General features: G+C 67.8%; 21 protein-coding genes, 1 tRNA gene and 2 pseudogenes. 6 read left to right on the forward strand and 18 right to left on the reverse strand.

Going from position 1 to position 21,590, the window contains the following annotated elements; translation table 11 throughout:
* Positions 1-30 precede the first annotated feature (30 nt).
* Positions 31-1,020 carry a TAXI family TRAP transporter solute-binding subunit gene (locus ACYQ0J_RS11600; RefSeq protein WP_460172260.1) on the reverse strand — a complete coding sequence of 330 codons (990 nt, stop codon included), beginning with the start codon at positions 1,018-1,020 and terminating at the stop codon, positions 31-33.
* A gap of 32 nt (positions 1,021-1,052) precedes the next feature.
* Complete coding sequence (locus ACYQ0J_RS11605; protein ID WP_460172261.1) at positions 1,053-2,156, reverse strand: site-2 protease family protein; 1,104 nt, start codon at positions 2,154-2,156, stop codon at positions 1,053-1,055.
* A gap of 68 nt (positions 2,157-2,224) precedes the next feature.
* Here ACYQ0J_RS11605 and ACYQ0J_RS11610 point away from each other — a divergent pair, with 68 nt between their 5' ends.
* Positions 2,225-3,421, forward strand: coding sequence for an MFS transporter (locus ACYQ0J_RS11610; protein ID WP_460172262.1), 1,197 nt, complete (start codon positions 2,225-2,227; stop codon positions 3,419-3,421).
* On the opposite strand, the gene wecB is transcribed toward ACYQ0J_RS11610, so the two are convergent.
* Genes wecB through ACYQ0J_RS11630 form a run of 4 tightly spaced genes read right to left on the reverse strand, consistent with a single transcriptional unit; the run spans position 3,396 to position 7,081 of the window.
* Positions 3,396-4,514 (reverse strand): non-hydrolyzing UDP-N-acetylglucosamine 2-epimerase, encoded by a 1,119-nt coding sequence (wecB, locus tag ACYQ0J_RS11615; protein WP_460172290.1) that lies wholly within the window; start codon positions 4,512-4,514, stop codon positions 3,396-3,398. The genes ACYQ0J_RS11610 and wecB overlap by 26 nt on opposite strands.
* 2 nt (positions 4,515-4,516) lie before the next feature.
* Entirely contained in the window at positions 4,517-5,605 is a 1,089-nt protein-coding gene (locus tag ACYQ0J_RS11620; protein ID WP_460172263.1) for an MraY family glycosyltransferase, read from the reverse strand.
* Positions 5,602-6,228, reverse strand: a complete 627-nt coding sequence (gene upp, locus ACYQ0J_RS11625; RefSeq protein WP_460172264.1) for a uracil phosphoribosyltransferase — start codon at positions 6,226-6,228, stop codon at positions 5,602-5,604. Before upp ends, ACYQ0J_RS11620 begins: the two co-directional genes overlap by 4 nt.
* Positions 6,229-6,238: 10 nt before the next feature.
* Complete coding sequence (locus ACYQ0J_RS11630) at positions 6,239-7,081, reverse strand: phosphotransferase (RefSeq protein ID WP_460172265.1); 843 nt, start codon at positions 7,079-7,081, stop codon at positions 6,239-6,241.
* 177 nt (positions 7,082-7,258) lie between these two features.
* On the opposite strand from ACYQ0J_RS11630, the gene ACYQ0J_RS11635 reads away from it, so the two are divergent.
* Complete coding sequence (locus ACYQ0J_RS11635; RefSeq protein ID WP_460172266.1) at positions 7,259-8,332, forward strand: radical SAM protein; 1,074 nt, start codon at positions 7,259-7,261, stop codon at positions 8,330-8,332.
* Here the strand turns inward: ACYQ0J_RS11635 and ACYQ0J_RS11640 are convergent.
* Positions 8,326-8,532 (reverse strand): CDGSH iron-sulfur domain-containing protein, encoded by a 207-nt coding sequence (locus ACYQ0J_RS11640; protein ID WP_460172267.1) that lies wholly within the window; start codon positions 8,530-8,532, stop codon positions 8,326-8,328. The two genes, ACYQ0J_RS11635 and ACYQ0J_RS11640, sit on opposite strands and share 7 nt — an antisense overlap.
* An 18-nt stretch (positions 8,533-8,550) precedes the next feature.
* Here ACYQ0J_RS11640 and tilS point away from each other — a divergent pair, with 18 nt between their 5' ends.
* Complete coding sequence (gene tilS, locus ACYQ0J_RS11645; protein WP_460172268.1) at positions 8,551-10,077, forward strand: tRNA lysidine(34) synthetase TilS; 1,527 nt, start codon at positions 8,551-8,553, stop codon at positions 10,075-10,077.
* Positions 10,056-10,147, forward strand: a tRNA-Ser gene (locus ACYQ0J_RS11650). Before tilS ends, ACYQ0J_RS11650 begins: the two co-directional genes overlap by 22 nt.
* Positions 10,148-10,179: 32 nt before the next feature.
* On the opposite strand, the gene ACYQ0J_RS11655 is transcribed toward ACYQ0J_RS11650, so the two are convergent.
* Positions 10,180-10,785: a YkgJ family cysteine cluster protein gene (locus tag ACYQ0J_RS11655; RefSeq protein WP_460172269.1), complete on the reverse strand. Its 606-nt coding sequence runs from the start codon at positions 10,783-10,785 to the stop codon at positions 10,180-10,182.
* Positions 10,782-10,982 carry a hypothetical protein gene (locus ACYQ0J_RS11660; protein ID WP_460172291.1) on the reverse strand — a complete coding sequence of 67 codons (201 nt, stop codon included), beginning with the start codon at positions 10,980-10,982 and terminating at the stop codon, positions 10,782-10,784. Before ACYQ0J_RS11660 ends, ACYQ0J_RS11655 begins: the two co-directional genes overlap by 4 nt.
* A gap of 32 nt (positions 10,983-11,014) precedes the next feature.
* Between ACYQ0J_RS11660 and ACYQ0J_RS11665 the strand changes: the two genes are divergently transcribed.
* Together ACYQ0J_RS11665 and ACYQ0J_RS11670 are read left to right on the forward strand one after the other, a co-directional pair.
* Positions 11,015-11,503 carry a DinB family protein gene (locus ACYQ0J_RS11665; protein WP_460172270.1) on the forward strand — a complete coding sequence of 163 codons (489 nt, stop codon included), beginning with the start codon at positions 11,015-11,017 and terminating at the stop codon, positions 11,501-11,503.
* Positions 11,504-11,519: 16 nt separating this feature from the next.
* Entirely contained in the window at positions 11,520-11,915 is a 396-nt protein-coding gene (locus ACYQ0J_RS11670; protein WP_460172271.1) for a DUF3197 domain-containing protein, read from the forward strand.
* Here the strand turns inward: ACYQ0J_RS11670 and ACYQ0J_RS11675 are convergent.
* The 9 genes and pseudogenes from ACYQ0J_RS11675 to ACYQ0J_RS11715 form a co-directional block, all read right to left on the reverse strand.
* Positions 11,906-12,763 carry a hydroxymethylglutaryl-CoA lyase gene (locus tag ACYQ0J_RS11675; protein WP_460172272.1) on the reverse strand — a complete coding sequence of 286 codons (858 nt, stop codon included), beginning with the start codon at positions 12,761-12,763 and terminating at the stop codon, positions 11,906-11,908. The two genes, ACYQ0J_RS11670 and ACYQ0J_RS11675, sit on opposite strands and share 10 nt — an antisense overlap.
* 9 nt (positions 12,764-12,772) lie before the next feature.
* Positions 12,773-14,434, reverse strand: a complete 1,662-nt coding sequence (locus tag ACYQ0J_RS11680; RefSeq protein WP_460172273.1) for an acyl-CoA carboxylase subunit beta — start codon at positions 14,432-14,434, stop codon at positions 12,773-12,775.
* A gap of 24 nt (positions 14,435-14,458) precedes the next feature.
* Complete coding sequence (gene rnhA / locus ACYQ0J_RS11685) at positions 14,459-14,974, reverse strand: ribonuclease HI (protein ID WP_460172274.1); 516 nt, start codon at positions 14,972-14,974, stop codon at positions 14,459-14,461.
* 19 nt (positions 14,975-14,993) lie between these two features.
* A complete protein-coding gene (locus tag ACYQ0J_RS11690) occupies positions 14,994-16,661 on the reverse strand; it encodes an alpha/beta fold hydrolase (RefSeq protein ID WP_460172275.1) in 1,668 nt (555 codons plus the stop codon).
* Positions 16,661-18,163: a CocE/NonD family hydrolase gene (locus ACYQ0J_RS11695; protein WP_460172276.1), complete on the reverse strand. Its 1,503-nt coding sequence runs from the start codon at positions 18,161-18,163 to the stop codon at positions 16,661-16,663. The genes ACYQ0J_RS11690 and ACYQ0J_RS11695 overlap by 1 nt, the downstream gene beginning before the upstream one ends.
* Positions 18,164-18,567: 404 nt before the next feature.
* Positions 18,568-19,776, reverse strand: a complete 1,209-nt coding sequence (locus ACYQ0J_RS11700; protein WP_460172277.1) for a hypothetical protein — start codon at positions 19,774-19,776, stop codon at positions 18,568-18,570.
* A complete protein-coding gene (locus ACYQ0J_RS11705) occupies positions 19,776-21,014 on the reverse strand; it encodes a hypothetical protein (protein ID WP_460172278.1) in 1,239 nt (412 codons plus the stop codon). Before ACYQ0J_RS11705 ends, ACYQ0J_RS11700 begins: the two co-directional genes overlap by 1 nt.
* A pseudogene (locus tag ACYQ0J_RS11710) lies at positions 21,011-21,361 on the reverse strand (AMP-binding enzyme); the annotation flags it as partial. The gene ACYQ0J_RS11705 and the pseudogene ACYQ0J_RS11710, both read right to left, overlap by 4 nt.
* A gap of 7 nt (positions 21,362-21,368) precedes the next feature.
* A pseudogene (locus tag ACYQ0J_RS11715) lies at positions 21,369-21,590 on the reverse strand (IS982 family transposase); the annotation flags it as partial.

Raw genomic sequence — 21,590 nt, forward strand, 5'->3', positions numbered from 1 at the left:
AGGCCCAGGACACCCGGGCGGAGCTCGGCGCTACTTGATCAGGCCCTTTTCCTTTAGGTAGCGCTCGGCGCCGGGGTGGAAGGGGATGGGGAGCCGGCCGTGGAGCCTGGCGGTGGCCTCGAGGCTCGTGTCCTTGGCGGCGGCCACCGCGGTGCGCAGGGTGTCCAGGTGGTCAAAGACGGCCTTCATGATGGCGTAACCCGCCTCCGCGGGGAGGGTGTCCGGGCAGACCACGATGTTGCCCGTGGCCAGGCCCGGCACATCGGTGCGGGTGTTGTAGACGCTCTTGGGCACGGTGTAGGGGTCCACCAGGCCGGGGAACTTCTTCATGGCCACCTGGGCGGTGGTGCTCTTGGGGTCTATGGGGACGAGGTAGATGCGGTCCCCCTTGCGGGCCAGGGTCTGGGAGAGTTCCACGATGGAGCTGGTGGGCACGCCCCCCACCCAGAAGAAGGCGTCCAGGGTGCCCTCGGCCAGGGCCTTAGCCCCCTCGGCCACGGGCAGGCGCTCCCGCTTGGCGAAGCTCTCCGGCTTTACCCCTGCTCCCTGGAGGACCAGAAGGGCCAGGTTCTCGGTGCTGGAGCCGGGCTGGCCGGTGGAGACCCGCTTCCCCTTGAGGTCCTGCACCACCTTGATCCCGGTCTTCTCGGTGGTCACCAGGTGGATGAAGGAGGGGTACATGTAGAAGAGTACCCGCTGGTTCTTGGCGGCCCTCTCCTTGAAGCGGGGGTCTTCCCCCGTGTAGGCCACGTAGGCGGAGTCGGTGGTGGTGAGGGCGCAGTAAAAAGTGTTCCCCTGGGGGTTGGTGCGGTCGCGGAGGAGCTGGAGGTTGTCGTAGGAGCCCCCGGTCTGCACCGGCTGGGCCTCGGCCACCCCGGCCTTGTTGAGGATGTCGGCCAAGGCGGTGCCGTAGTAGAAGAAGACGCCCCCGGTGCTTCCCGTGCCGATGACCACCTTGGGTTTCTGGGCCAGGGCTAAGCCGAAGGCCGCTAGGCCGAGGAGGATAAGGATTCTTCTCACGGTCACCTCCCGTATACTTTTGCGCCCCTAACCTACCCCACCTCCTTGGGCCTGTCAAGGCCGAGAAGCCGCACCTGGAAGGCCCTGAGGAGGTCGGTCTTGCTAAGGATGCCCACCAGCTCCTCCCCTTCCAGCACCAAAGCCCGGGCGTACCCCCGCTCGGCCATGCGCTCCAGGGCGGAAAGGGCCTCCTCCTCCGGGGAGAGGACCAGGGGCACCTGGAGGTGGCGGGCCACGGGAGCCGAGGGGTCGGCCCCCTCCAGCCCCTCCAACCCCACCACGCCCAGGACCCGCCCTCCCTCCACCACCGGGAAACCGGAGACCTTGTAGGCCAAGGCCAGGGCCAGGACTTCCTGCACGGGGGTCTCCGGGGGGACCGTGAGGGGGTCTTCCGTCATGAGGTCCCGCACCTTCAGGCCCTCCAGGGCCTGGGCCAGGAGGGTGGCCTCGGCATCGGCCCTCGAGGCCATGTACACGAAGAAGGCGATGAGGATCAGGAAGGGGTTCATGACCAAGAGGCCGAAAAGGCCCAGGGCCAAGGCCACCGCCTGGCTTAGGGCCACGGTCTGCCGCGTGGCCACGGGGTAGGGCTTCCGCATGGCCAGAAGCGCCCGGTACACCCGCCCGCCGTCCAGGGGCAGGGCGGGGAGGAGGTTGAAAAGCCCGAGCATGAGGTTCACCAGGGCCAGGTAGTGGGTGAGGAAGCCCAAGGGGCCACCACCCTGCTTCAGCAGGTGGAAGAGGAGGGCCAACAGGAAGCTCACCCCCGGGCCCGCCAGGGCCACCCCAAGCTCCTTTTGGGGTTCCCGGGGAATGCGCTCCATCTGGGCTACCCCGCCCAGAAGCCAGAGGGTGATGCGCCGGGTGCGGATGCCGAAGCGCCTTGCGGCCAGGGCGTGGCCCAGCTCGTGCAGGAGCACGGAGAGAAAAAGTCCCAGGGCCGCGAGAAGGCCCAGGAGGAAGGGCCAGGGCCCCTGGAGGAGCCCGGGGTCTTCCGGCAGGCCGAAGAGCCTCAGGTAAAGGGGCAGGTTGCTGCCGATGAGGAAGGCCAAAAGAGGCAGGACTAGGAGGAAGGAGAGGTCCAGGTGGACGGGAATCCCCAGGATGCGGAGGAGGGGAAAACCGTGCTGGAGCATGCCTCAGTATAGGCGAGGGAGAGCCTGGGCTTGGAAATGACCGGTCAGTCAATGGGTAGGATGAAGGGGTGCTGGCGCTTACCCTCCTCAGGGACCCCACGTACCGCGCCTACTGGCTCGCCCTCTTCACCTCCCAGATGGGCACCTGGATGCAGGCCGCCGCCCAGGGGTGGCTCGTCCTGCTGCTTACGGGGAGCGCCGAGCGCCTTGGGCTGGTGGTGGCCCTGCAGTTCCTCCCCTCCTTGCTCCTTTCCCTCCCGGCGGGGGTCCTGGCCGACCGCTACCCCAAGCGCCACCTCCTCCTCCTCACCCAAGGGGGCATGATGCTCCTGGCCCTCTTCATGGCCCTCCTCATCCTCACGGGGTGGGTGCGCTACGGGCACGTCCTCCTCTTCGCCTTCCTCTACGGGGCCTTAAACGCCATGGACCAGCCCGTGCGCCAGAGCTTCACCGTGGAGCTGGCGGGCCGGGAGCGCTACCCGGGGGCCATCGCCCTCAACTCCTTCGGCTTCAATACGAGCCGCCTCCTGGGGCCGGCCCTTGCGGGCCTCCTCATGGCCGCCTTCGGGGTAGGGGTGGCTTATCTGGCCAACGCCCTCTCCTTCCTTCCCCTCCTCCTCGTCCTCCGCCGCATCCCTCCGGTCCAGGGTGGGGAGGGAGGAAACGGGCGCTTCCTGCGGGAGGCCTTGGAGGGGGTGGGCTTCGTCTTGGGGCACCCTTTGGTGCGCCGGGTGGTGGGCCTCATCCTCTTCGCCAGCCTCCTGGGCATGAACTTCCAGACCCTGGTACCCGCTTACGCCCGGTTGGTCCTCTCCCTCTCCGCCACCGGCTACGGCTTTTTGGTTTCCAGCGTGGGGGCGGGGGCCTTGGGGGCGGCCTTGGTCATGGCCCTGACGGGGAGGCCCAAGCCGGGCCGGCTCCTCCTCGGGGTCTTCCTCCTGGCCCTGGCCCACCTGGGCCTCTTCCTGCCCTACCCGCCCGCGGTCCCCCTGTTTCTGGCCCTGGGGGGTTTCGGGATGATCTCTGTCCTCATCAACGCCAACACCCTGGTGCAGCTTTCCGCCCCCGACCGCCTGCGGGGCCGGGTCATGGCGGTCTACAGCCTGGTGATGCTGGGCACGGGCCCCTTGGGGGCTTACCTCACCGGCCTCCTCTTTGAGCTCTTAGGGGGGCGCTGGGCCGCCGTTGTCTTGGGCACCGCCCTCCTCCTCGTGGGGCTTTACCAGCTCCGCCCCTGGCTTAAGGACGCCAGTCCTCCGGCCTAGGCTCGAGGCCGAGCCGCCAGGCCACCCCCCTCGCCACCCTAAGCCCCGCCTTTCCGTCCCCATAGGGGTTTTTGGCCTTCCGCATGCGGGTAAGCTCCTCGGGGTCTTCCAGAAGCCCCTTCACCGTCTGGAAGACCCTTTCCGGGTCGGTGCCGGCAAGCTTGAGGATCCCGGCTTCTAAGCCCTCGGGCCTTTCCGTCACGTTTCTCAGGACCACAACGGGCACCCCTAAGGCTGCCCCCTCCTCCTGGAGCCCCCCGGAGTCCGTGACCAGGAGGAGGCTCTCCCGCATCAAGGCCGCCATGGGCCCGTACTCTAAGGGCTCCAGGAGCACGAAGTTTTTCACCCCCTTGAGCACCGGGATGACGGCCTCCCGCACCACGGGGTTCAGGTGCACCGGGTAGACGAAGGTGAGGTGGGGGAAGGCCTGGGCCAGCCTCCTGAGGGCCCTGGCCAGATCGGAAAGGAGGGGCCAGTTCTCCCGGCGGTGCATGGTGACCGTCACGTAGGGGCCGGGAGGGAGGCCCTGGGGCAGCCTCCCCAGCCGGGCGGCGAGGAGGACGGCGTCCACCCCCGTCTGGCCCGTGACCAGGATCCCCTCCTCCCGCTTCCCCTCCCGGAGGAGGTTCTCCTTGGCGAGGGGCGTGGGGGCGAAGTCCAGGTCCGTGAGGACATCGGTGAGGCGGCGGTTCGCCTCCTCGGGGAAAGGCTCTTTCAGGTTGTGGCTCCTCAGCCCCGCCTCCACGTGACCCACGGGGATGCCCTCCAGGAAGGCGGCCCAGGCCACGGCGAAGGTGGTGAGGGTGTCCCCGTGCACCAGGACGTAGTCCGCGCGCATCTCCTTTAGGGCCCGGGCGGCCTGGGGCAGGATGCGGGCGGCGAGGTCGGGGAGGGCCTGGCGTTCCTGCATCACGTCCAGGTTCTGGTCCTCCGCGATGCCGAAGAGGCTTAGGGCCTGCCTTAGTTGCTCCCGGTGCTGGCCGGTGAGGAGGACCAGGGGCTTCACGTGGGGGATCTCCCGGAGGGCCAGGTAGACCGGGGCCATCTTGGTGGCCTCGGGCCGGGTGCCGAAGGCGAGGACCACGCGCTTCACGGTCACCCCACCCCCTTCCAGAGGGCCCTGAGGCGCCGGTAGGTGACCCAGGCGAGCCCCCCCACCACGGCCACCAGGTTGGCCAGGATGGCCTCCCAGGGCATCCCCAGGTAGGCCATGGCCAGGAGGTTGAAGAGGAGGGCCACCCCCCAGAGGAGGAAGGCCACCCGCCTCTGGGAAAGCCCCCGGGCCAAAAGCCGGTGGTGGATGTGGTCCTTGCCGGGGGTGGCGAGGGGGTTTTGGCCCCTGAGGAGCCTCCGCACCACCACCTGGGTGGTGTCCAGGATGGGGAGGAGGAGGAAAAGGGCCGGGGGGAGGAGGCCCAAGAAGGTGGTGAGCTTGAGATTCCCGAGGAGGGCGGTGGCCGCCAGGGTGTAGCCCAGAAAGTAGGCCCCCGCGTCCCCCAGGATGATGCGGCTTGGGTGGAGGTTGTGCCGGAGGAAGCCCAGGGAGGCCCCCGCCAGGGCGGCAAGCACCAGGGTGCCCGCGGCCCAGAAGGGGAACTGGGCGGAAACCACGAGGAGGCTCATGGCGCTGATGAAGGCGATGCCCCCGGCGAGGCCGTCCAGCCCGTCCATGAGGTTTAGGGCGTTGGTGATGCCCACCACCCAGAGCCAGGTGAGGAAGAGGCCCAAGGCGGGGTCCAAGGGGGTGCCGAAGGCGGCCTCAAACCGCACCCCCACCGCCATGAGGAGGAGGGCGGCTAAGGTCTGGACGAAGAGGCGGAAGAGGGGGGGAAGGCCGAACTGGTCGTCGATGAAGCCCACCAGCACGAGCCAGGCCCCCCCCAGGAGGATGGCCAGGACCTGGATGAGGACGCCCTCCACCAGGATGGGCCGGAGGAAGGCCGCCACCACCAGGGCCAGCACCACCCCGGCGTAGACGGCGAGCCCCCCGGCGTTGGGGAGGGGCTCCCGGTTGAGCCTGCGCTCGTTGGGCTGGTCGGCCCAGCCCACCTTCAGGGCGAAGCGGCGCACCTGGGGGAGGAAGCGCCAGGTGAAGAAGAGGGCCAGGAGGAAGGCGAAGGCCACGGTGAGCCAGCCCGTGCCCGTGGGCTCGGCGATGCCGATGCGCTTCAAAAACTCGCTCATTTCGTGCCGTAGATGCGGTCGCCCGCGTCCCCAAGCCCGGGGACGATGTAGCCGTGGTCGTTCAGGCGCTCGTCTATGGCCGCCACCACCACCTCGGTGTCGGGGTGGTCCTGGGCGATGCGCTCCAGGCCCTCGGGGGCGGCGAGGATGGCCATGAGCTTAACCCCGGTGGCCCCCCGTTCCTTCAGGAGGGCGAGGGCGTGGCTCGCGCTCCCCCCCGTGGCCAGCATGGGGTCCAGGAGGAAGACCCTGCGCTCGGCGATGTCCGGGGGCAGCTTGGCGTAGTACTGCACGGGCTTGAGGGAGAGGGGGTCGCGGTAGAGGCCGATGTGCCCCACCCGGGCGTGGGGGACGAGCTTCAGGATGCCCTCCACCATCACGAGGCCCGCCCGCAAGATGGCCACCAGGGCGAGCTTCTTGCCGGAGAGCACCCTAACCCTCGCCGGGGCCACGGGGGTTTCCACCGTGGTCTCCGTAAGCTCCAGGTCCCGCATGGCCTCGTAGGCCATGAGCATGGCGACCTCCTCGGCGAGCTCCCGGAAGTCCTTGGGGCCCGTGCCCTTGTCCCGAAGGTGGGCCAGCTTGTGCTGGACCAGGGGATGGTCCACCAGGGTGATCCTCATCCGGAAAAGCCTAACACGTCCGCCCTCTTGGGGAAAGGCAGTCCCGGAAGAAGCTTTGGGCGCGGGGGAGCTTCGCCTCCAGGGCCTCCCGAAAGCCTCCCGGGGCCTTGGTGCGGAACCAGTGGAGGTCGTGGAGGTAGGTGAGGGGGACGTAGAAGGCGAGCCTTTCCCGGACCTCCGAGGGGTAGAGGCGGGCCAGGCGGAAGAGGGCTTCCCGCGCCGCCTCCTCCCCCAGAAGGTCCAGGCTTCCCGTCTTGAGGAGGGCCAGGTCCCGCGCCGGGTCGTCCCCCCCGGAGCGCACCCAGTCCACCAGCATCACCTCCGGCCCTTCCGCCCCCGCCTCCTTGAGGAGGAGGTTGCCCGCCCAGGCGTCCCGGTGGCAGAAGCGCCGTTCCGCCCCGGCGGCAAGCCCCACCTCCCGCCGCAAAGCCCCGATGAGCCCCATGGCCTCGGGGACGTCCTGGAGGCTTTCGGCGAAGCTCTCCAGGCGGGCCAGGAGTTCTTCCTCGGAGACGTACCCGGGCTCGGGCAGGCGGTGGAGGGCGAGGAAGAGGTGGGAAAGCGCGGCGAGGGTCTTGGGGGTGAAGGACCCCGGGGCAAAGGGCCTCCCGGGGAAGCGGCGCATGACCAAGACCCCTTGCCCCCCTACCTCCTCCACCCCCAGGACAAAGCTCCCCAGGCCCGCCCGGGCCATGCGGCGGGCCTCGAGGTCCGCCAGGTGGGCCTCGGAGGCTGGGTAGACCTTATAGACCCGCTCCCCGTCCGTGTAGACCCGGGCCTCAAACCCACCCAAGGGGGTCAGGCGGGCGAGGGTTTCCGGGGAGAGGAGGCCCTTCGGGGCCGAAAGCGCCACGGGCCTTATTGTAAGGGCAGGGGGTCAGACGTATGCCCTTTCTCCCCTAGGGGGTCCGGCACCCGGCCCTTACGGCGGGGCCCCCATGCCGGCGCAAGCCGGCATGGGGTGGTCTTGCCGGGGCCCCCATGTCGGCCTAAGCCAGCATGGGGTGGCGCTTGGGGTACCCTGGGTCTGGTGGAGCTTCTGCGCCCCGAGGCCACGGTGCTTTCCCTGGGGGACAGGGTCCTCTCCTTTGACCGGGAGGGGAGGCCCTACCACTACTTCCGTCGGGGGCTCACCTACAAGCGGGCCCTGGACGGAAGGCTTCACCTGCGCTACCGGGTGGGGGAGAGGGAGCGGCGGGTCCTGGGGGAGGAGGAGGCCTTGGCCCTTTACGGGGAGATCCTCTCCCTGGCGGAGGCCCACCTAAAAGACCCCGGGCGGCGGGCCGAGGTCCTCCGCTGGACCCCGGAGGCCCTCCTGGACCCCACCCCCTACCGTAGGGCCTACGCCTGGCCCATTAGCATCCTCCCCCCCGATGCTTACCTTTCCGTGGTCCTCCAGGCCACCACGGGCTGCACCTGGAACCGGTGCGCCTTCTGCAGCTTCTACCAGGACCGCCCCTTCCAGAAGCGAAGCCTCGAGGCCTTCCTGGAGCACATCCAGGCCGTCTTGGCCCTCCTCGGGCGGGGAAGACTTCTCAGGCGGGGGGTCTTCCTGGCGGACGGGAACGCCCTGGCCCTTTCCGAGCCCCTGCTTCCCCTCTTGCGGGCGGTTTCGGAGTCCTTCCCGAAAGAGCCCATCCTGGGCTTTTTGGACCTCTTCACCGGCCTCAAGAAGGAGGCCTCCTGGTGGGCGAGGCTTGCCGCCTTGGGCCTGAGGCGGGTCTACCTGGGCCTGGAGACGGGGCACGCCCCCCTCCTCGCCCTCCTCCACAAGCCCGGCCACCCCAAGGAGGCCCTGCCTTTGGTCCAGGCCCTGAAGGCGGCGGGGCTTTCCGTGGGGGTGATCCTCATGGTGGGGGCGGGGGGGAGGGCCTACGCGGAGGCCCACTTCCGGGAAAGCCTCGCCCTCCTCGCCGGGCTTCCCCTGGGGAGGGAGGACGTGGTCTACCTCTCCCCCTTCCAGGAGGAGCCCGCCACCCCCTATGCCCGCCTGGGCCTCGAGCCCCTGGGGGACCTGGAGGCGGAGCTTGGGCGCTGGGCCGGGGCGGTGCGCCGCCTGGGGCTCAAGGCGGCCCGGTACGATATCCGGGAGTTCCTCTACTGAACCTCCATCTCCCCGCCCTCCGCCCGGAAGCCCACCCGCTTGTGGGTTCCGTCGCAAAAGGGCTTCGCCCCCGAGTGGCCGCAGCGGCATAGGGCGAGCTTGGCCCGTTCTAGGCACCTTTCCTCCCCGTCCATGCGGAAGGGGGCACCCTCGGGCAGGTCCAGGACGTAAGGTCCGTCTTCCCGAAAGCGGAGCCGCATGGCCTTAGGATACGGGGTATGGACCTCCTTGGGGCCTTCCGGGAGCGCCTGGGCCGCCTGGCCCCCAAGGACCCCCTGGTCCTGGCGGTCTCCGGGGGAGGAGACTCCGTGGCCCTGGCCCACCTGGTGCACCGCGCGGGGCGGCAGGCGGTGGTGGCCCACCTGGACCACGGCCTGAGGCCCGATAGCCCCCAGGACCTGGAGTTCGCGCGGGGCCTCGCCCAGAGGCTGGGGTTCCCCTTCTTCGCCGAGCGGGTGGAGGTGGGGGAGATCGCCCGGAGGCGGGGGGAGAACCTGGAGGCGGTGGCTCGGGAGGTGCGCTACGCCTTCCTCTACCGGGTGGCCAAGGCGGTGGGGGCCCGGGCCATCCTCACCGCCCACACTCTGGATGACCAGGCGGAGACCGTGCTCCTCAAGCTCCTCCAGGGCACGGCCCGGGGCCTGGGCATCCGGGAGCGGGAGGGCCTGGTGGTCCGGCCCCTCCTTCCCTTTCGCCGGGAGCTTCTGAGGGGCTTCCTCCGGGCCCTGGGGGAGGATTGGCGGGAGGACCCCAGCAACCAGGACCTCTCCCTGGACCGCAACTACCTGAGGCTCGCCGTCTTCCCCCTCCTGGAGGAGCGCTTCCCCAAGGCCAAGGAGGCCCTGGCCCGCTTCGCCCACCTGAGGGAGGAGGAGGAGGCCCACCTGGAAGGGGAGGCCAGGGCCCGCCTCCTCCCCGACCCCCGCTTCTTCGTGCCCGCCTTCCGGGTGGCCCCCCTCCGCGAGGCCCCCCCTGCCCTCCGCCGCCGGGCCTTGCGCTGGGTGCTGGAGGCCCTGGACCTGAGGCCCGAGGCCAGGCTCGTGGCCCTCCTGGAGGAGGCCCTGGCGGGAAAGGCCGCCACCCTGCCGGGGGGGTACACCGCCCGGCGCAAGGGGGGCACCCTCTTCCTCATCCCCCCTGCCCCCCAGGTGCCCCTGCCTCGAGGCTTCCGCCGCCCCGCCCCCGGGGACCACCTGGAGCGGCCCTTCGGCCGGAAGCGGCTCCTGGACTTCCTGGCGGAGAAGGGGGTGCCCAGGGAGCTGAAACCCCTCTGGCCCGTGCGGGCCGAGGGGAAGCGGGTGGTGGAGGTCCTGGGCCTCTTCCCTCCTCCGGAGGCGGAGCGGTACATGGCCCTGGCCCTGGAGGAGGCCCAGGCCGCCTTCCGGGAGGGGGAGGTGCCCGTGGGGGCGGTCTTGGCGGTGGGGGGGGAGGTCCACGGGGCCCACAACCGGGTGGAGGCCACGGGGGACCCCACGGCCCACGCGGAGATGCTCCTCCTGCGCCAGGTGGGAAAGAGGGCCCGGGGGGGCAGGCTCTACGTGACCCTCGAGCCCTGCCGCATGTGCCACCACGCCCTCCGGCAGGCGGGGGTGGAGGTGGTCTACGGCACGGAGAACCTGAAGGAGGGGGCCCTCACCCGCTTCGGGGACGGGAAGGGCATGCGGGGTGGCGTCCTGGAGGGGGAGTGTGCTAAGCTTCTGAGGGACTTCTTCGCCCGGCTCAGGGAGGGGTGCCGGAGCGGTTGAACGGGCCGGTCTCGAAAACCGGTAGGCTCCGCAAGGGGCCTCGCGGGTTCGAATCCCGCCCCCTCCGCCAGCGGGGCCCCGGCCTTTAGGGCCGGGGCGCCTTTATACCACCTGGAACCCCCAGCGCCCGCCCAGGACGCCCAGGGCCTCCAGGAGGGCCTCCGCCCCTTCCCGGTCCTCCGGCAGGCCCTGGAGGAGGAGGTGGAGGAGGCCCACCATCTCCCCCAGGACCAAGAAGCCGTAGCGCCTTCGCTCCTCCTCCCATAGGGCCTCCATCCTTAGGCGGGCCATGCGCCAGGGCACGGGGAGGAAGTGGCCCCGGGGGGGCTTGGCCTCGGGGGCGCAGAGGGCGGGGTCCCCTTCCGTGAGAAGCCCCCGGCAGGCCAGGGGCCTCTGGGGGTAGACCCCGCAGAGCCCCCCTTCCAGGAAGGGGCAGGGGGTGCGGCTTTGGAAGAAGCGGCTCGGGAAGTCCTCCTGGTCCTTGCCCCGCGCCAGGAGGGCGAGGCGCCTCGGGCCTTCCTCCCGGACCCTGGCCCTCTGCGCCTCGCTGAGGTGGGGGAGGAGGGCCTGGCCCTCGAGGCGGGACAGGGTGACCAGGCCGAAGCAGCAGGCGGCGCACCCGGCCCGGCAGGAGGGCTTCATCCCCCTTTCCTCCAGGTAAAGGGCCAGGTCCCGGTCAAAGGCCCGGTGGAGCTCCTCCACCTTCATCGCCGCTGGCGGTAGAGCCCCCGCCTCGGATCAAAGGGGCAGGCGCGGAAGGCCACGTGGGGGCAGAAGCGCCGGTGGCGGGATACCTCCAGGGCCAGGGCCCGGGGCAGGCCGCACCGGGGGCAGGTAGGGGCCTGCCGCCTCCGGAGGAGGAGGTACGCCGCCCCCGCCAGGAGGAGAAAGCCCAGCACCCCCACGGGGGCCAGTCTACCGGGTGTAGCATGGGGACATGGCCGCGCCCTTTTTGGAACCCCTGGAGCCCGGGGTGCCCCCGGTGGTCTCCGCCTGGATCAAGGGGCTGAAGGAGGTGGAGGCCCACCTGGAGCGCTGGGCCTTTGACCTTTCGGAGGAGGGCTTCTGGTGGCGGCCCAAGGAGGGGGTGAACCCCATTGGGGGCCTGGTGCGCCACATCGCGGGAAGCTCCCTGCGCCTCGCCCACTACGCCCTGGGCCTGGACCTCCCCGAGTGGGCGAGGAGGGGCCGGGAGTGGGAGCTTTTGGGCGAGGCCGAGCCCAAGGAGGCCGTGGTGGCCCGCTTCCGGGAGGCCTGGGGGCACCTCCTCCCCGCCTTGCGCCGGGTGGGGGAGGAGGACCTGGGGGCCTCAGTCCGGGTGGGGGGGCAGGGGGTGGAGGCCCCCAGGGTCCACGTGCTCCACCACCTGGTGGAGCACGCCCAGCACCACGCGGGCCAGGTGATCTACGCCCGGAAGCTCCTTTAGCGCGTAAGATGGGGGCATGGAACGCGTGGGTTTGCGGGGTGCTCCCCGTGTGAGCCTCGAGGCTTTGAAGGAGGCCCTACGGGGCCTGCGGCTTTCCGAGGCCAAGGTCTACCTCATCACCGACTGGCAGGACCGCCGCTCCCAGGCCCGTTACGCCCTCCTCATCCACGGGGGCAAGAAGGACCTCCTCGTCCCCGATGCCTTCGGCCCCGCCTTCCCCGGGGGGGAGGCGGCGCTTTCCGAGGCCGTGGGGCTCCTCCTCGCCCAGGGGGCGAGGCGGTTCTACGAGGCCGTGGTCTCCCCGGGGGAGATGGCGGCCCTCCTGGACCTCCCTCCGGAGGCCCTGGTCAAGCGGGTGATGGCCATCGCCAACCCCACGGACCCCGGCATCTACCTCCCCGTTCAGGCGTAAAGGGCCCTAAGCCTCGCCGCCTCCTCCGCCAGGAGGGGGAGGCGGCTTAAGTCTATTCCCGTGGCGAGGCCCTTCTTCTCCAGGTGGGGGAGGACGACTTCCGTGGGGAGGTTCCCCACGAGCTCGTCCCCGGCGAAGGGGCACCCCCCGACCCCCGCCAGGGCCCCTTCCAGCCAGGTGATCCCCGCCTCCAGCACCGCCTCCACCTTGGCCAAGACCCCTTCGGGCCGGGCGTGAAGGTGGGCGCCCAGGCCCTCGGGGCCGAAGCGCGCCACGGCGGCCCCCAGGACCTCCCGGATGCGCTCCGGGGAGGCCACCCCGTAGGTGTCGGCCAGGGCGATCTCCTTTACCCCGAGCGCCCTGAGGCGGGCGATGGCCTCGAGGACGGCCTCCACGCTCCAGGGGTCCCCGTAGGGGTTGCCGAAGGCCATTGAGAGGTAGACCACGAGGCCGAGCCTCCCCCCGGTCTTCTCCACCATGGCCGCCACCAGGGGCCAGGACTCGGCGATGGAGCGGTTGGTGTTCTTGCGCTGGAAGGTCTCGGAGAGGGAGAAGGGGTAGCCCACGTGGGTGAGGTTGGGGGCCTGGAGGGCCCTTTCCAGGCCCTTCTCGTTGGCCACGATGGCGAGGTAGGTGCGCCCTCCTGGGGGCGGGAGGGCGCTTAACACCGCTTCGGCGTCCGCCATCTGGGGCACCCACTTGGGGGAGACGAAGCTGGTGAGGTCCAGGTGGCGGAAGCCCGCCGCCAGAAGTTCCTTAAGGAAGGCCACCTTCTCCTCGGTGGGGATGAAGCGGGAAAACCCCTGCCAGGCGTCCCGGGGGCACTCCACCCACTTGGCTTCGGCCATCCCTCCCCCCTACACCTGGAAGACCCCGATGCGGAAGGGCTCGCGCTCCGGGTTCAGGGCGCAGGCCTCGAGGGCCTTGATGAGCCACTTCCTGGTCTCGTGGGGGAAGATCACCCCGTCCACCCAGAGCCTGGCGGCGGCGTACCGGGGGTCCAGGGTCTCCTCGTAGCGGCCCTTGATGCGCTCGTAGAGCTCCTTAAGCTCCTCGTCCGAGGGCTCCTTCCCCTCCCGCTTGAGCTTCTCCACCTCTAGCTCCAAAAGGGTCTTCGCCGCCTGGGCCCCGCCCATCACCGCATACTTGGCGCTGGGCCAGGCGAAGAGGAACCGGGGGGCGTAGGCCTTGCCTGCGAGGGCGTAGTTCCCCGCCCCGAAGGACCCCCCGAGGATAAGGGTGATCTTGGGCACCACGGAGTTGCTGACCGCGTTCACCAGCTTGGCCCCCCGCCTTATGATCCCCGCCTGCTCCGACTCCTTCCCCACCATGAAGCCCGTCACGTCCTGGAGGAAGAGGAGGGGGATATTCATCTGGTTCACCTCCAGGATGAACCGGGCCGCCTTGTCCGCGGCCTCCGCGTAGATGACCCCCCCCACCTCAATCCGCCCCCGCTTTTTGAGGACAAGGCGCTGGTTGCCCACGATGCCCACGGGAAAGCCCCCGATCCGGGCAAAGCCCGTGACCAGGGTCTCCCCGTACCCCCCCTTGTACTCCAGAAACTCCGAGCCGTCCACGATCCGGGCGATGACCTCCCGGAGGTCATAGGGGCGGCTCCCGTCCGGGGCCACGAGGCCGTAGAGGTCCTCTATAGGGTAGAGGGGCTCTTTAGGCTCCTTCCGCCCTTCCGCCCAAGGGGCGAGGCGGGGGGGCGGGTAGAGGGCGGCAAGCTCTCTTATGCGCGCCAAAGCCGCCTCGTCCGTGGGCTCGTAGAAGTCCACCGTCCCCGAGACCTCGTGGTGCATCCTGGCCCCCCCGAGCTCCTCGGAGGAGACCTCCTGGCCGATGGCCGCCTTCACCAGGGCGGGGCCTGCCAGGTAGAGCCCGCTCCCCTCGGTCATGATGAGGACGTCCGTCATCACGGGGAGGTAGGCCCCCCCGGCCACGCAGTTCCCCATGATGGCGCTGATCTGGGGGATCCCCAGGGCCGACATGCGGGCGTTTAAGTAGAAGATGCGGCCGAAGTCGTCCTGGTCGGGGAAGACCTCGTCCTGTAGGGGCAGGAAGACCCCGGCGGAGTCCACCAGGTAAACCGTGGGGATGCGGTTTTCCAGGGCGATGGTCTGGGCCCGGATCACCTTCTTGGCGGTGATGGGGAAGAAGGCCCCCGCCTTCACCGTGGCGTCGTTGGCGATGACCATCCAGTCCCGGCCCGCGATCCGCCCGATCCCCGTGATGACGCCTCCCGCCGGGGCCCCGCCCCACTCCTCGTACATGCCCAAGCCGGCGAAGGCCATGAGCTCGTGGAACTCGGCGCCGGGGTCCAGGAGCTTCTGGATGCGCTCTCTGGCGGTGAGGCGGCCCTTTTTGTGCTGGCGCTCTATGGCCTTGGGGCCCCCTCCCTGGCGCACCTTCTCCAGGCTTTCCCTGAAGTCCCGCACCAGGGCCACCCAGGCGTCTTTGTTGGCCTTGAAGGTGGGGTTCTCCCGGTCCTCGGGGCGGAGGGCGGTTTCCAGCATGGTCCGATTATAACGCTTTTCTGCTTATTCGTGGAAAAGCGTGGGGGCTTGGGGCGTGCAGGGCACCCTGGCCTGGGCCCGGGCCTGGCGCCTCGCCTCCCGGTCCACCCGTTCGTTCTCCGGGTGGCCCGCGTGCCCCTCCACGAAGTGGAAGCGCACCCTATGGGGGGCCATGGCCGCAAGGAGGGCCTCCCAGAGGTCCCGGTTCTTCACGGGCTTGCCCTCCGCCGTTTTCCAGCCCCTTTTCCGCCAGCCCTCCAGCCAGCCCTCGGTGAAGGCCTTCTTGAGGTAGTGGCTGTCCGTGTAGAGGTCCACGGCGCAAGGCTCCTTCAGGGCCTTGAGGCCTTCTATGGCTGCCTTGAGCTCCATGCGGTTGTTGGTGGCGCAGGCCTCCCCCCCGGAGAGGAGCCTCTCGTGGGCGTTGAAGCGGAGTAGGGCCGCCCAGCCCCCGGGGCCCGGGTTGCCCAGGCAGGCCCCGTCGGTGTAGAGGGCCACCCGTAATAGGCGGCCAGAACCTTGATCCCGCTCCTTGACGGTCATAGGCCCATTTTCCCATGGTCTAGGGTAAAGGCCTTAAGGGAAGGTGGGTGGTGCCGCTTACCATGGCGGTGAAGACGGCGCGGCTGCCGTTGAGAAGGTATTGGCTGTTGAAACCAAAGAGGACGAGCCCCACCTGGTCCCCGGGGGCTAGGGCTTCGCCTACCCCTACAAGCTCCCCTTGGTGCCAACCCCATCCCTTCAAGGGTAGAACTTGTTCATCAACGGGCTCGGCCGCAAGCTTTCCGGCACGCCGCACCCCCACTCCCACGAAAACGATGGGGTTAGCTGCCTCAACGACCCCTTGGAGGTGGAGGCGGAAGGTGGGTATACCTGCCAGGGCCGTGGGCGCCTGGACTGTCTTTAGAGGTACGAATACCGGGCCTACGATCGCAGAAGCGGCCTCCCTAAGGAGGCTTTCGGGAAGAAAGCCCTTGAGCCCCGCCGAGCCTAAAACGCCTTGGAGGAGGTTGAGGAGGGCTTCGTTGATCCCGTTCAGCCCGTTTAAGGGGGTAAGGAGGGTTGAGGGAACGGTGAAGGCTTCCCCGCCTACGGGCATTTCCCCTAGCTCTGCAAGGGCCAAGGCCCGTTCTTGGTCCAAAGAGAGGCAGAGCCTAGGGATTCCCTGGGCTGCGTTGGGCTGGCCTTTTAGTTTCTCGGCAAACCAGGCAAGAACCATGCCCGCAGGGTCCTCGCGACCGAAGGCCCCACAGCTCAGGCCTCCGGAAGGGGCTTGGAGGTAGGGGAGGATGTGTCCCCCTTGGATGGAAACCAGGCGGACGTCTCCCCCTGAACGTTGAAGGGCCAGGGCGTTCCAGTAGGCTTCGTTGAGGTTAAAAAGGGTGTCCCGCATGCCTTGGACCAAGAGGACGTCCACCTTTTGCCTAGGCTGCCCTTGAGGGTAGAAGTAGGCGGGGGAGTGGTAGTGGAAGAAGGCCTCGGCTTCTGGGGAGATGGAGTTTTGCAAAAGCCCTCGGAAGTAGGTCTGGTAGATGACTTGGTCCATCCTTCCTTGGCTACCTGCGGTTCCCCCAAGGGTAAGGAGGGTGGCCCAGGCCGTCTTAGGCACCCCGTTGGGGAAAAGGCTATAGGGGAGGTCGTACCAGGTAACGAGAGGCACCATGGTTTGGATTCGCTCGTCCTGGACTGCGGTCATTAGCTGGAATCCTCCTCCATAGCTGGCTCCGAAAGTGCCCACCCGCCCGTTGAACCGAGGGAGGTTGTCCTGGGCCCAGTCTAGGATGGTCCGAACATCTCGGACCTCGTAGTCGGGATCCATAACCCGAACCGTGCCCCCGGAATCGCCAAAGCCCCGTTGATCAAAGCTGATAACGTAGTACCCCGAGCGCCAGGCCCGAAAGACCACCTCGCTGATGACCGGGTTGTCTGTCGAGGTGTCCTCAGGGGAACGAATCCGGTGGCCACCGAAGCCGTGGCCGTGAAGGATTAGGGGCGCGGTTTGGCCGGGAGCTAAGGCGGGTTGGAAAACGGTCACGGCGATGGGGGTCCCGTCAAAGGAGGGTATGGTCACCGTGTACCAGGTTTGGGGCAGGTGGGAGGAGGGGCCTGCAGGCGGATTAGAGGGCGAGGGCCCGCTCGAGGGCTCCGTGGGTGTCCTTTGGGTTTGGGTTCCGCAACCGTCCAAGACTAAAACCAAAGCCAAAACCCCAAGCCATCTGTGCATCGCCATCACCTCCCTGTGACCACTGGAACCTCCACCCGGCCCTGGAGGTGGGCCAAAGCGGGGAGCCTAGATCCGTGGGAGAAGTACTCGGGCCTAAACCCGGTGAGGAGGAGCCCCAGGGTCTCTCCCCCCTTCACAAGGCCGCTCACCCCCGGGAGTAGGCCCCGATAGCTTCCCTTGCCCCTCAGGGGAAGGAACTGGTCGTTGAGGGCTTTGAACCGGCCCTCCTTACCGACGGCGAGGCCCAGGAAGAGGATGGGATCCGGGCCTATGGCCTCGAGCTCCAGCTCCACCTGGGGAAGTCCCACCACCGCCACGTCCTCCTCGGGTGTCCAGAGGGGGGCGAAAAGGCCCTGGGGGCTCGGTAGGAAGAAGCTCTGAGGAGGAAGGGTAAAGGCCTTTCCTCCAAAGGGCAGGTCCTCTCCTTGGTAGGCTGTGCCCCCACCGAGGTCTGCGCAGACCCGGGGAATGCGGCTTGCGGCCAAGGCCTCCCCCTTGAGCTTTTCCCGGTACCAGGCCACCACAGCCTCAAAGGGGTCCAGGGGGCCGCAGAAGCTGGAGGCGGGCGGCCCTTGGATTTCCGGAATGAGGTGGCCGTTGGGCACTACCCAGAGCCGAGCATCCCGGCCACGCTCCTGGAAGCAGCGCAGGTTCCAGTACCCTTCGGTGAGGTTGAAAAGGGTGTCAGGTGCGCCCTGGACGAAGAAGGCGTCAGCGTGGGGGATTCTTCCGTCTTCGTAGAATCGGGCAGGGCTACGTTTATAGAGCCGATCCATGGTTTCCCGGCTTAACCGTCCGGCCTGGGCCTCGAGGAAGGCCTGGGTGATCCAGGGCTCCATGCGCCCGTAAAGGGTCCCCCCCGTGTAGAGGGCATCGGCGTGGAGGGATTTCACCACGCCGTTGGGGGCGAGGCTATATCGGAGGTCGTACCAGGTAACCCAGGGAGTGATGGCTTGAACCCTTGGGTCCAGGAAGGCCAGGAGGGTTTGGAACCCGCCCCCGTAGCTTCCTCCCACCGCCCCCACCATGGGCCGGCCCTCCCGCCAGAGGACGGGAAGGTGCGTCAAGGCCCAGGTGAGGACCGTGGAGACATCTCGGACCTCCTTTTCGGGGTTCATGAGGTCCACCCGGCCTCCACTGTCGCCCCAACCCCTTTGGTCCAGAGAAACCACAATGAAGCCCGCTTGCCAAAGACGTGTGACGAGGCCCGTGTGCATGTCGTGGTAGAACATGCTGGGGTCACGCGTGAGGGGAGACGGTTCCTCCGCCCTGCGGTCGGCCCAACCGTTTCCATGCAGGATGAGGGGAGCCTTTTCGCCGGGTGCCAAGGAGGGCACGAATACCGTGATGGCGATAGGGGTTCCATCAAAAGAGGGGACAGAAGTGGAGTAATAGCGGGGTGGTTGCTTGGGTGTGCTCTCTTCAGCAGCTATAAAGGCGGGTTGACCACAACCTGAACCTACCAGGAGAATGGTTGAGGCTAGGGGAAGAAGGAGTTGCTTCACCATCTGCCCACCACCGCTACGGTTTCGCGGAGGAGTCCGAAGGGGTTTGCGGCCGAACAGGGTAACGCCTGCTGATGGACAATGCCCCGGGGAGAGGCCACCTTCAAGGCCACCACCTGGCCTTCAATTCCCTGGGCGCTCTGGTGGCCAGCGGCCTTCGGCGCTCCAGCCTCCTAAGGTGGTTTGCAGGTTGGGGTCTTGGTAAACGCTTCCCTTGAACCTCTGGGATCCTAGGGCAAGGGCGTGCTTCGGGAAGGCGCAGGCGCTCCAGGGGAACCGGCGGGCGGTAGTCCTCGGGGCGGACGCCCAGCAAGGGGGCTACGGTCCGGTGCCACTGCGCCACTGCTTCCGGGGAAAGACCTTCCCCCTCGTGTCCATACCCCTTCCACCTGCGCCTTCCCGGCATGCTATTCCCCTCCTAGAACGAAGCGGCTACGGAGCAGAACCTCGGCACCTTTCGCGCCCAGGAGAATCCCGCCCTTGTTGGCCATCCAGAACTCCAGCTTGGCCCCCGCGAGGTCCAGCGTGGTCCCAAAGCCCAGGCTGAAGAGGGCTGGGCCGCCCAGGGCCAGCTCGCTGCGCAGGTTGAGGTGGGGGGTGGGCTGGAAAGCGCTACCGAGGGCGAGGCGCCAGCCTGTGGCCAGCGGGCCCCCAAAACTTCCCGTGATCCGCCCCGTAAGGAACAAGGGCTCGTCCATGCCCTCGAGGAAGAGCGGGTAGAAGCCGGAAAGCTCCACCTGCGTGGGGAGGTAGAGGGTGTAGTCGGCGCTGGAGGTCTGTGCGGAGTCCTTAAACTTGTTTAGGAGGTCGTAGGCCGTGTCGTCCTGGGCCTCGGCGTAGAGCCGGGTCAGGGTGAGGTTGGGGTAGTGGATCCGGCCCAGGGTCCTCAAGGTGAAGGCCACGCCAAAGGTGGGCAGACGGGTCCTCAGGCCCAAGGCTGTTTCAAACCCCATTCCCCCGCCGCCGCGGTAGAAGCTCATGCCCAGCTGGCCGCTATAGCCGTTCTCGCCGTAGGTAAGCTGGCTCTGTTCGTTGAAGGCCCCCGAGGCCACAAGTCGGCCCAAGAGAAGGGATACCTCCACTCCGGCCTCTAGAAGGCCATCTAGGACCGGGACGGCCCCGCTTAGGGCCAGCCGGTCCCACAGGGCTACTGTCCCAAAGGTGTCCGCGAAGCGGAGGACGTCCCCCGGCCGAGAGCCCTCCTGGGCCAAGGCCACCAGATCCTTCCCCACCTGGAGGCCGCTTTGAATGCCCAGCGCGTACCTCAGCCCTATGGCATACTGCCCTGTACCGCTCAAGGGGTCCTCGCCAAAGCCAAAGGGCACGGCCAGCCGAATTACATCGAGCTCGGTCCCCACCTGGGTTGTGGAAGCCTGGCCCTTGGGCACCCGGCCTGCCAGGAGCAAAAGGTCCGTGGGCCTGGGGTCTTGGAGAAGCGCCAGCACGTTGAGGAGATCTGCCTGGGTTAGGGTGTTGTTTTCAAAGGCCAGGCTAGGTGCGAGAAGGCTGAAGTGAATCCCCTTCTCCAGGGGAAGTTCGGCCGGGTTTTCCGGGCGGCCCGGCGCCTGGGCCAGGGCCAGCCCCCAAAGGATGCAGAAGGCAAGCCAGGCACGCATCAGTTACCTCCGATTTGTAGCCGTGCGGTTCCCTTGGCGTAGATCTTCAGGAAGTCGCTTGCCTTATAGCGGAAGAGCCCGCCCGTGGCCTCGGGGCCTATCAGGGTAAGGCGCACCGCCGCGTGGACATTGGGCTGGGTAAGAACGTTGAGGAAACGCTTGAGGTTTTCCCCGGAAAGCTCGGTACGGATGGTGGTTTGACTCATACCGGTGGAGCGACCTTGGCCGTCCACGGGCGCTGCGGGCACGGGGTCGGTTCCCGCGTAGACGAAATCGTCGGGCCCAGGGTCGTCAAAGCGGGGGATGGTGCCTGGGCCGATCCACAGGGTGAGCCCCTGGGTTTGGGTGGGCAGGCTGGACTGGATTTCCAGGGTCAGGGTCGTGGCCACGGTGTACCGCTTCAGGTCATCTATCCAGGAGGCGGGGAGGTTGCTTATTGGGGAGGGGAGGGGCTCGCTTTCCACGGTGAAGGGGTTGGGGGCGACGGCTCCAAAGGGGGCGAGGACGGAGATGTCAGTGACGCGTTGCCTCACAGTGCACCCTGTGAGTGTGCATCCGCCTTGTCCGGCGTAGTCGGTCAAGCCTCCCCGTGGGATGAGCTTCAAGGTGAGAGGGGTATCTCCCTGGAAGGGAAGGGCCTTCAGGGCGTTAAAGAGGGTACTGGCCTCGCCCTTCAGGGGCTTGGGCTGGCCGTTGATGAAGCGGAGGTTGTCCTCTTGGTTGCTGGTGTCTTTGAAGACCTGGGAGCAGTTGTTCCCGTTCCGGTCGCAGGTACGGATCCGGCCGGCCAGGGCGTACTGGGAAGGGGACTCCAGCACGATGGATTGGAAGAGGTAGGCCTCGGGGAGCTGGGTCTGGTCCAGCAGAGCCTGGATTTTCGCCCCTACTCCGGGGATTTGGGGGAGGTTAAAGGGAACCGAAACCTCTGTGTTCAGGGCCGTGAGGGGGACCTGGAACTCCAGGGTAAACTCCGGGACCCCGATTCTCAGGGCAAGGTCCCCAGGGAGCATGTTGCCTATGGCGCTTTGGCTGTCCAGGGTGAGGAGCTCGGCGTTAGGGTTTTCCCCAAAGAGGAGAGGGAAAAGCTCCCCGGCCTTTACCTCCAGCCGCAAGAGGGGCACGTCCCGGTACTCGGGGGTCAAGGGTGGGCTGGGTGCCAGGTCCCTCCTGGCTTGGTCCGGGGAGGGCAACCCGCAGGCCGCGAGCGCCAGGGGAAGGAGCCACAACAACCGCTTCACACCCCACCCCCTTGTGCCCCCTCCCGCAGGGCCCGGCGAAGCACCTTGCCCACCAGCGTCTTGGGTAGCTCCTCGCGAAACTCCCAGAGCCTGGGCACCTTGTAGGCGGCCAGGTTCTTCCGGCAGTGTTCCTCCAGCTCCTTCTCAGTAACTTTTCCGCGGTATTCTGGTTTGAGAACCACAAAAGCTTTCACCGTCTCCCCCCGGTAGGCATCGGGCACCCCGACCACCGCCGCTTCCAGCACTGCCGGATGGATGTAGAGGACCTCCTCCACCTCCCTTGGGTAGATGTTGTAGCCTCCGGCGATGATCATGTCTTTCTTCCGGTCCACGATGTAGAAATAACCCAAGTTGCTACCCAGCCATCTTCTGGGTCAGGAGACTGATGTTATGGGCCAGGACGAAGGTGAGAACTTTGATGACGAAACCCTCCTGGGTCACGGCGTGGATGCGCCTGGGGAAGAGGTGATGGAGCATGCTCCCCACCGTCTCCACCACCCTCCGCCCCACGATGGCCAGGTACTGCATCCAAGGGAGATACCGCCGGCTGTTCCTCCTGCGGATGACCATGGGAAC

The organism is Thermus sp. FJN-A (assembly GCF_054655095.1).

Excerpts from the sequence above, each read along its gene's own strand:
- ACYQ0J_RS11605 (WP_460172261.1), bottom strand. The coding sequence starts at position 2,156 with ATGCTCCAGCACGGTTTTCCCCTCCTCCGCATCCTGGGGATTCCCGTC.
- ACYQ0J_RS11620 (WP_460172263.1), bottom strand. The coding sequence starts at position 5,605 with ATGAGCGAGTTTTTGAAGCGCATCGGCATCGCCGAGCCCACGGGCACG.
- upp (WP_460172264.1), bottom strand. The coding sequence starts at position 6,228 with ATGAGGATCACCCTGGTGGACCATCCCCTGGTCCAGCACAAGCTGGCC.
- ACYQ0J_RS11640 (WP_460172267.1), bottom strand. The coding sequence starts at position 8,532 with ATGCGGCTCCGCTTTCGGGAAGACGGACCTTACGTCCTGGACCTGCCC.
- tilS (WP_460172268.1), top strand. The coding sequence starts at position 8,551 with ATGGACCTCCTTGGGGCCTTCCGGGAGCGCCTGGGCCGCCTGGCCCCC.
- ACYQ0J_RS11655 (WP_460172269.1), bottom strand. The coding sequence starts at position 10,785 with ATGAAGGTGGAGGAGCTCCACCGGGCCTTTGACCGGGACCTGGCCCTT.
- ACYQ0J_RS11665 (WP_460172270.1), top strand. The coding sequence starts at position 11,015 with ATGGCCGCGCCCTTTTTGGAACCCCTGGAGCCCGGGGTGCCCCCGGTG.
- ACYQ0J_RS11670 (WP_460172271.1), top strand. The coding sequence starts at position 11,520 with ATGGAACGCGTGGGTTTGCGGGGTGCTCCCCGTGTGAGCCTCGAGGCT.
- ACYQ0J_RS11675 (WP_460172272.1), bottom strand. The coding sequence starts at position 12,763 with ATGGCCGAAGCCAAGTGGGTGGAGTGCCCCCGGGACGCCTGGCAGGGG.
- ACYQ0J_RS11680 (WP_460172273.1), bottom strand. The coding sequence starts at position 14,434 with ATGCTGGAAACCGCCCTCCGCCCCGAGGACCGGGAGAACCCCACCTTC.
- rnhA (WP_460172274.1), bottom strand. The coding sequence starts at position 14,974 with ATGACCGTCAAGGAGCGGGATCAAGGTTCTGGCCGCCTATTACGGGTG.
- ACYQ0J_RS11690 (WP_460172275.1), bottom strand. The coding sequence starts at position 16,661 with ATGGCGATGCACAGATGGCTTGGGGTTTTGGCTTTGGTTTTAGTCTTG.
- ACYQ0J_RS11695 (WP_460172276.1), bottom strand. The coding sequence starts at position 18,163 with ATGGTGAAGCAACTCCTTCTTCCCCTAGCCTCAACCATTCTCCTGGTA.
- ACYQ0J_RS11700 (WP_460172277.1), bottom strand. The coding sequence starts at position 19,776 with ATGCGTGCCTGGCTTGCCTTCTGCATCCTTTGGGGGCTGGCCCTGGCC.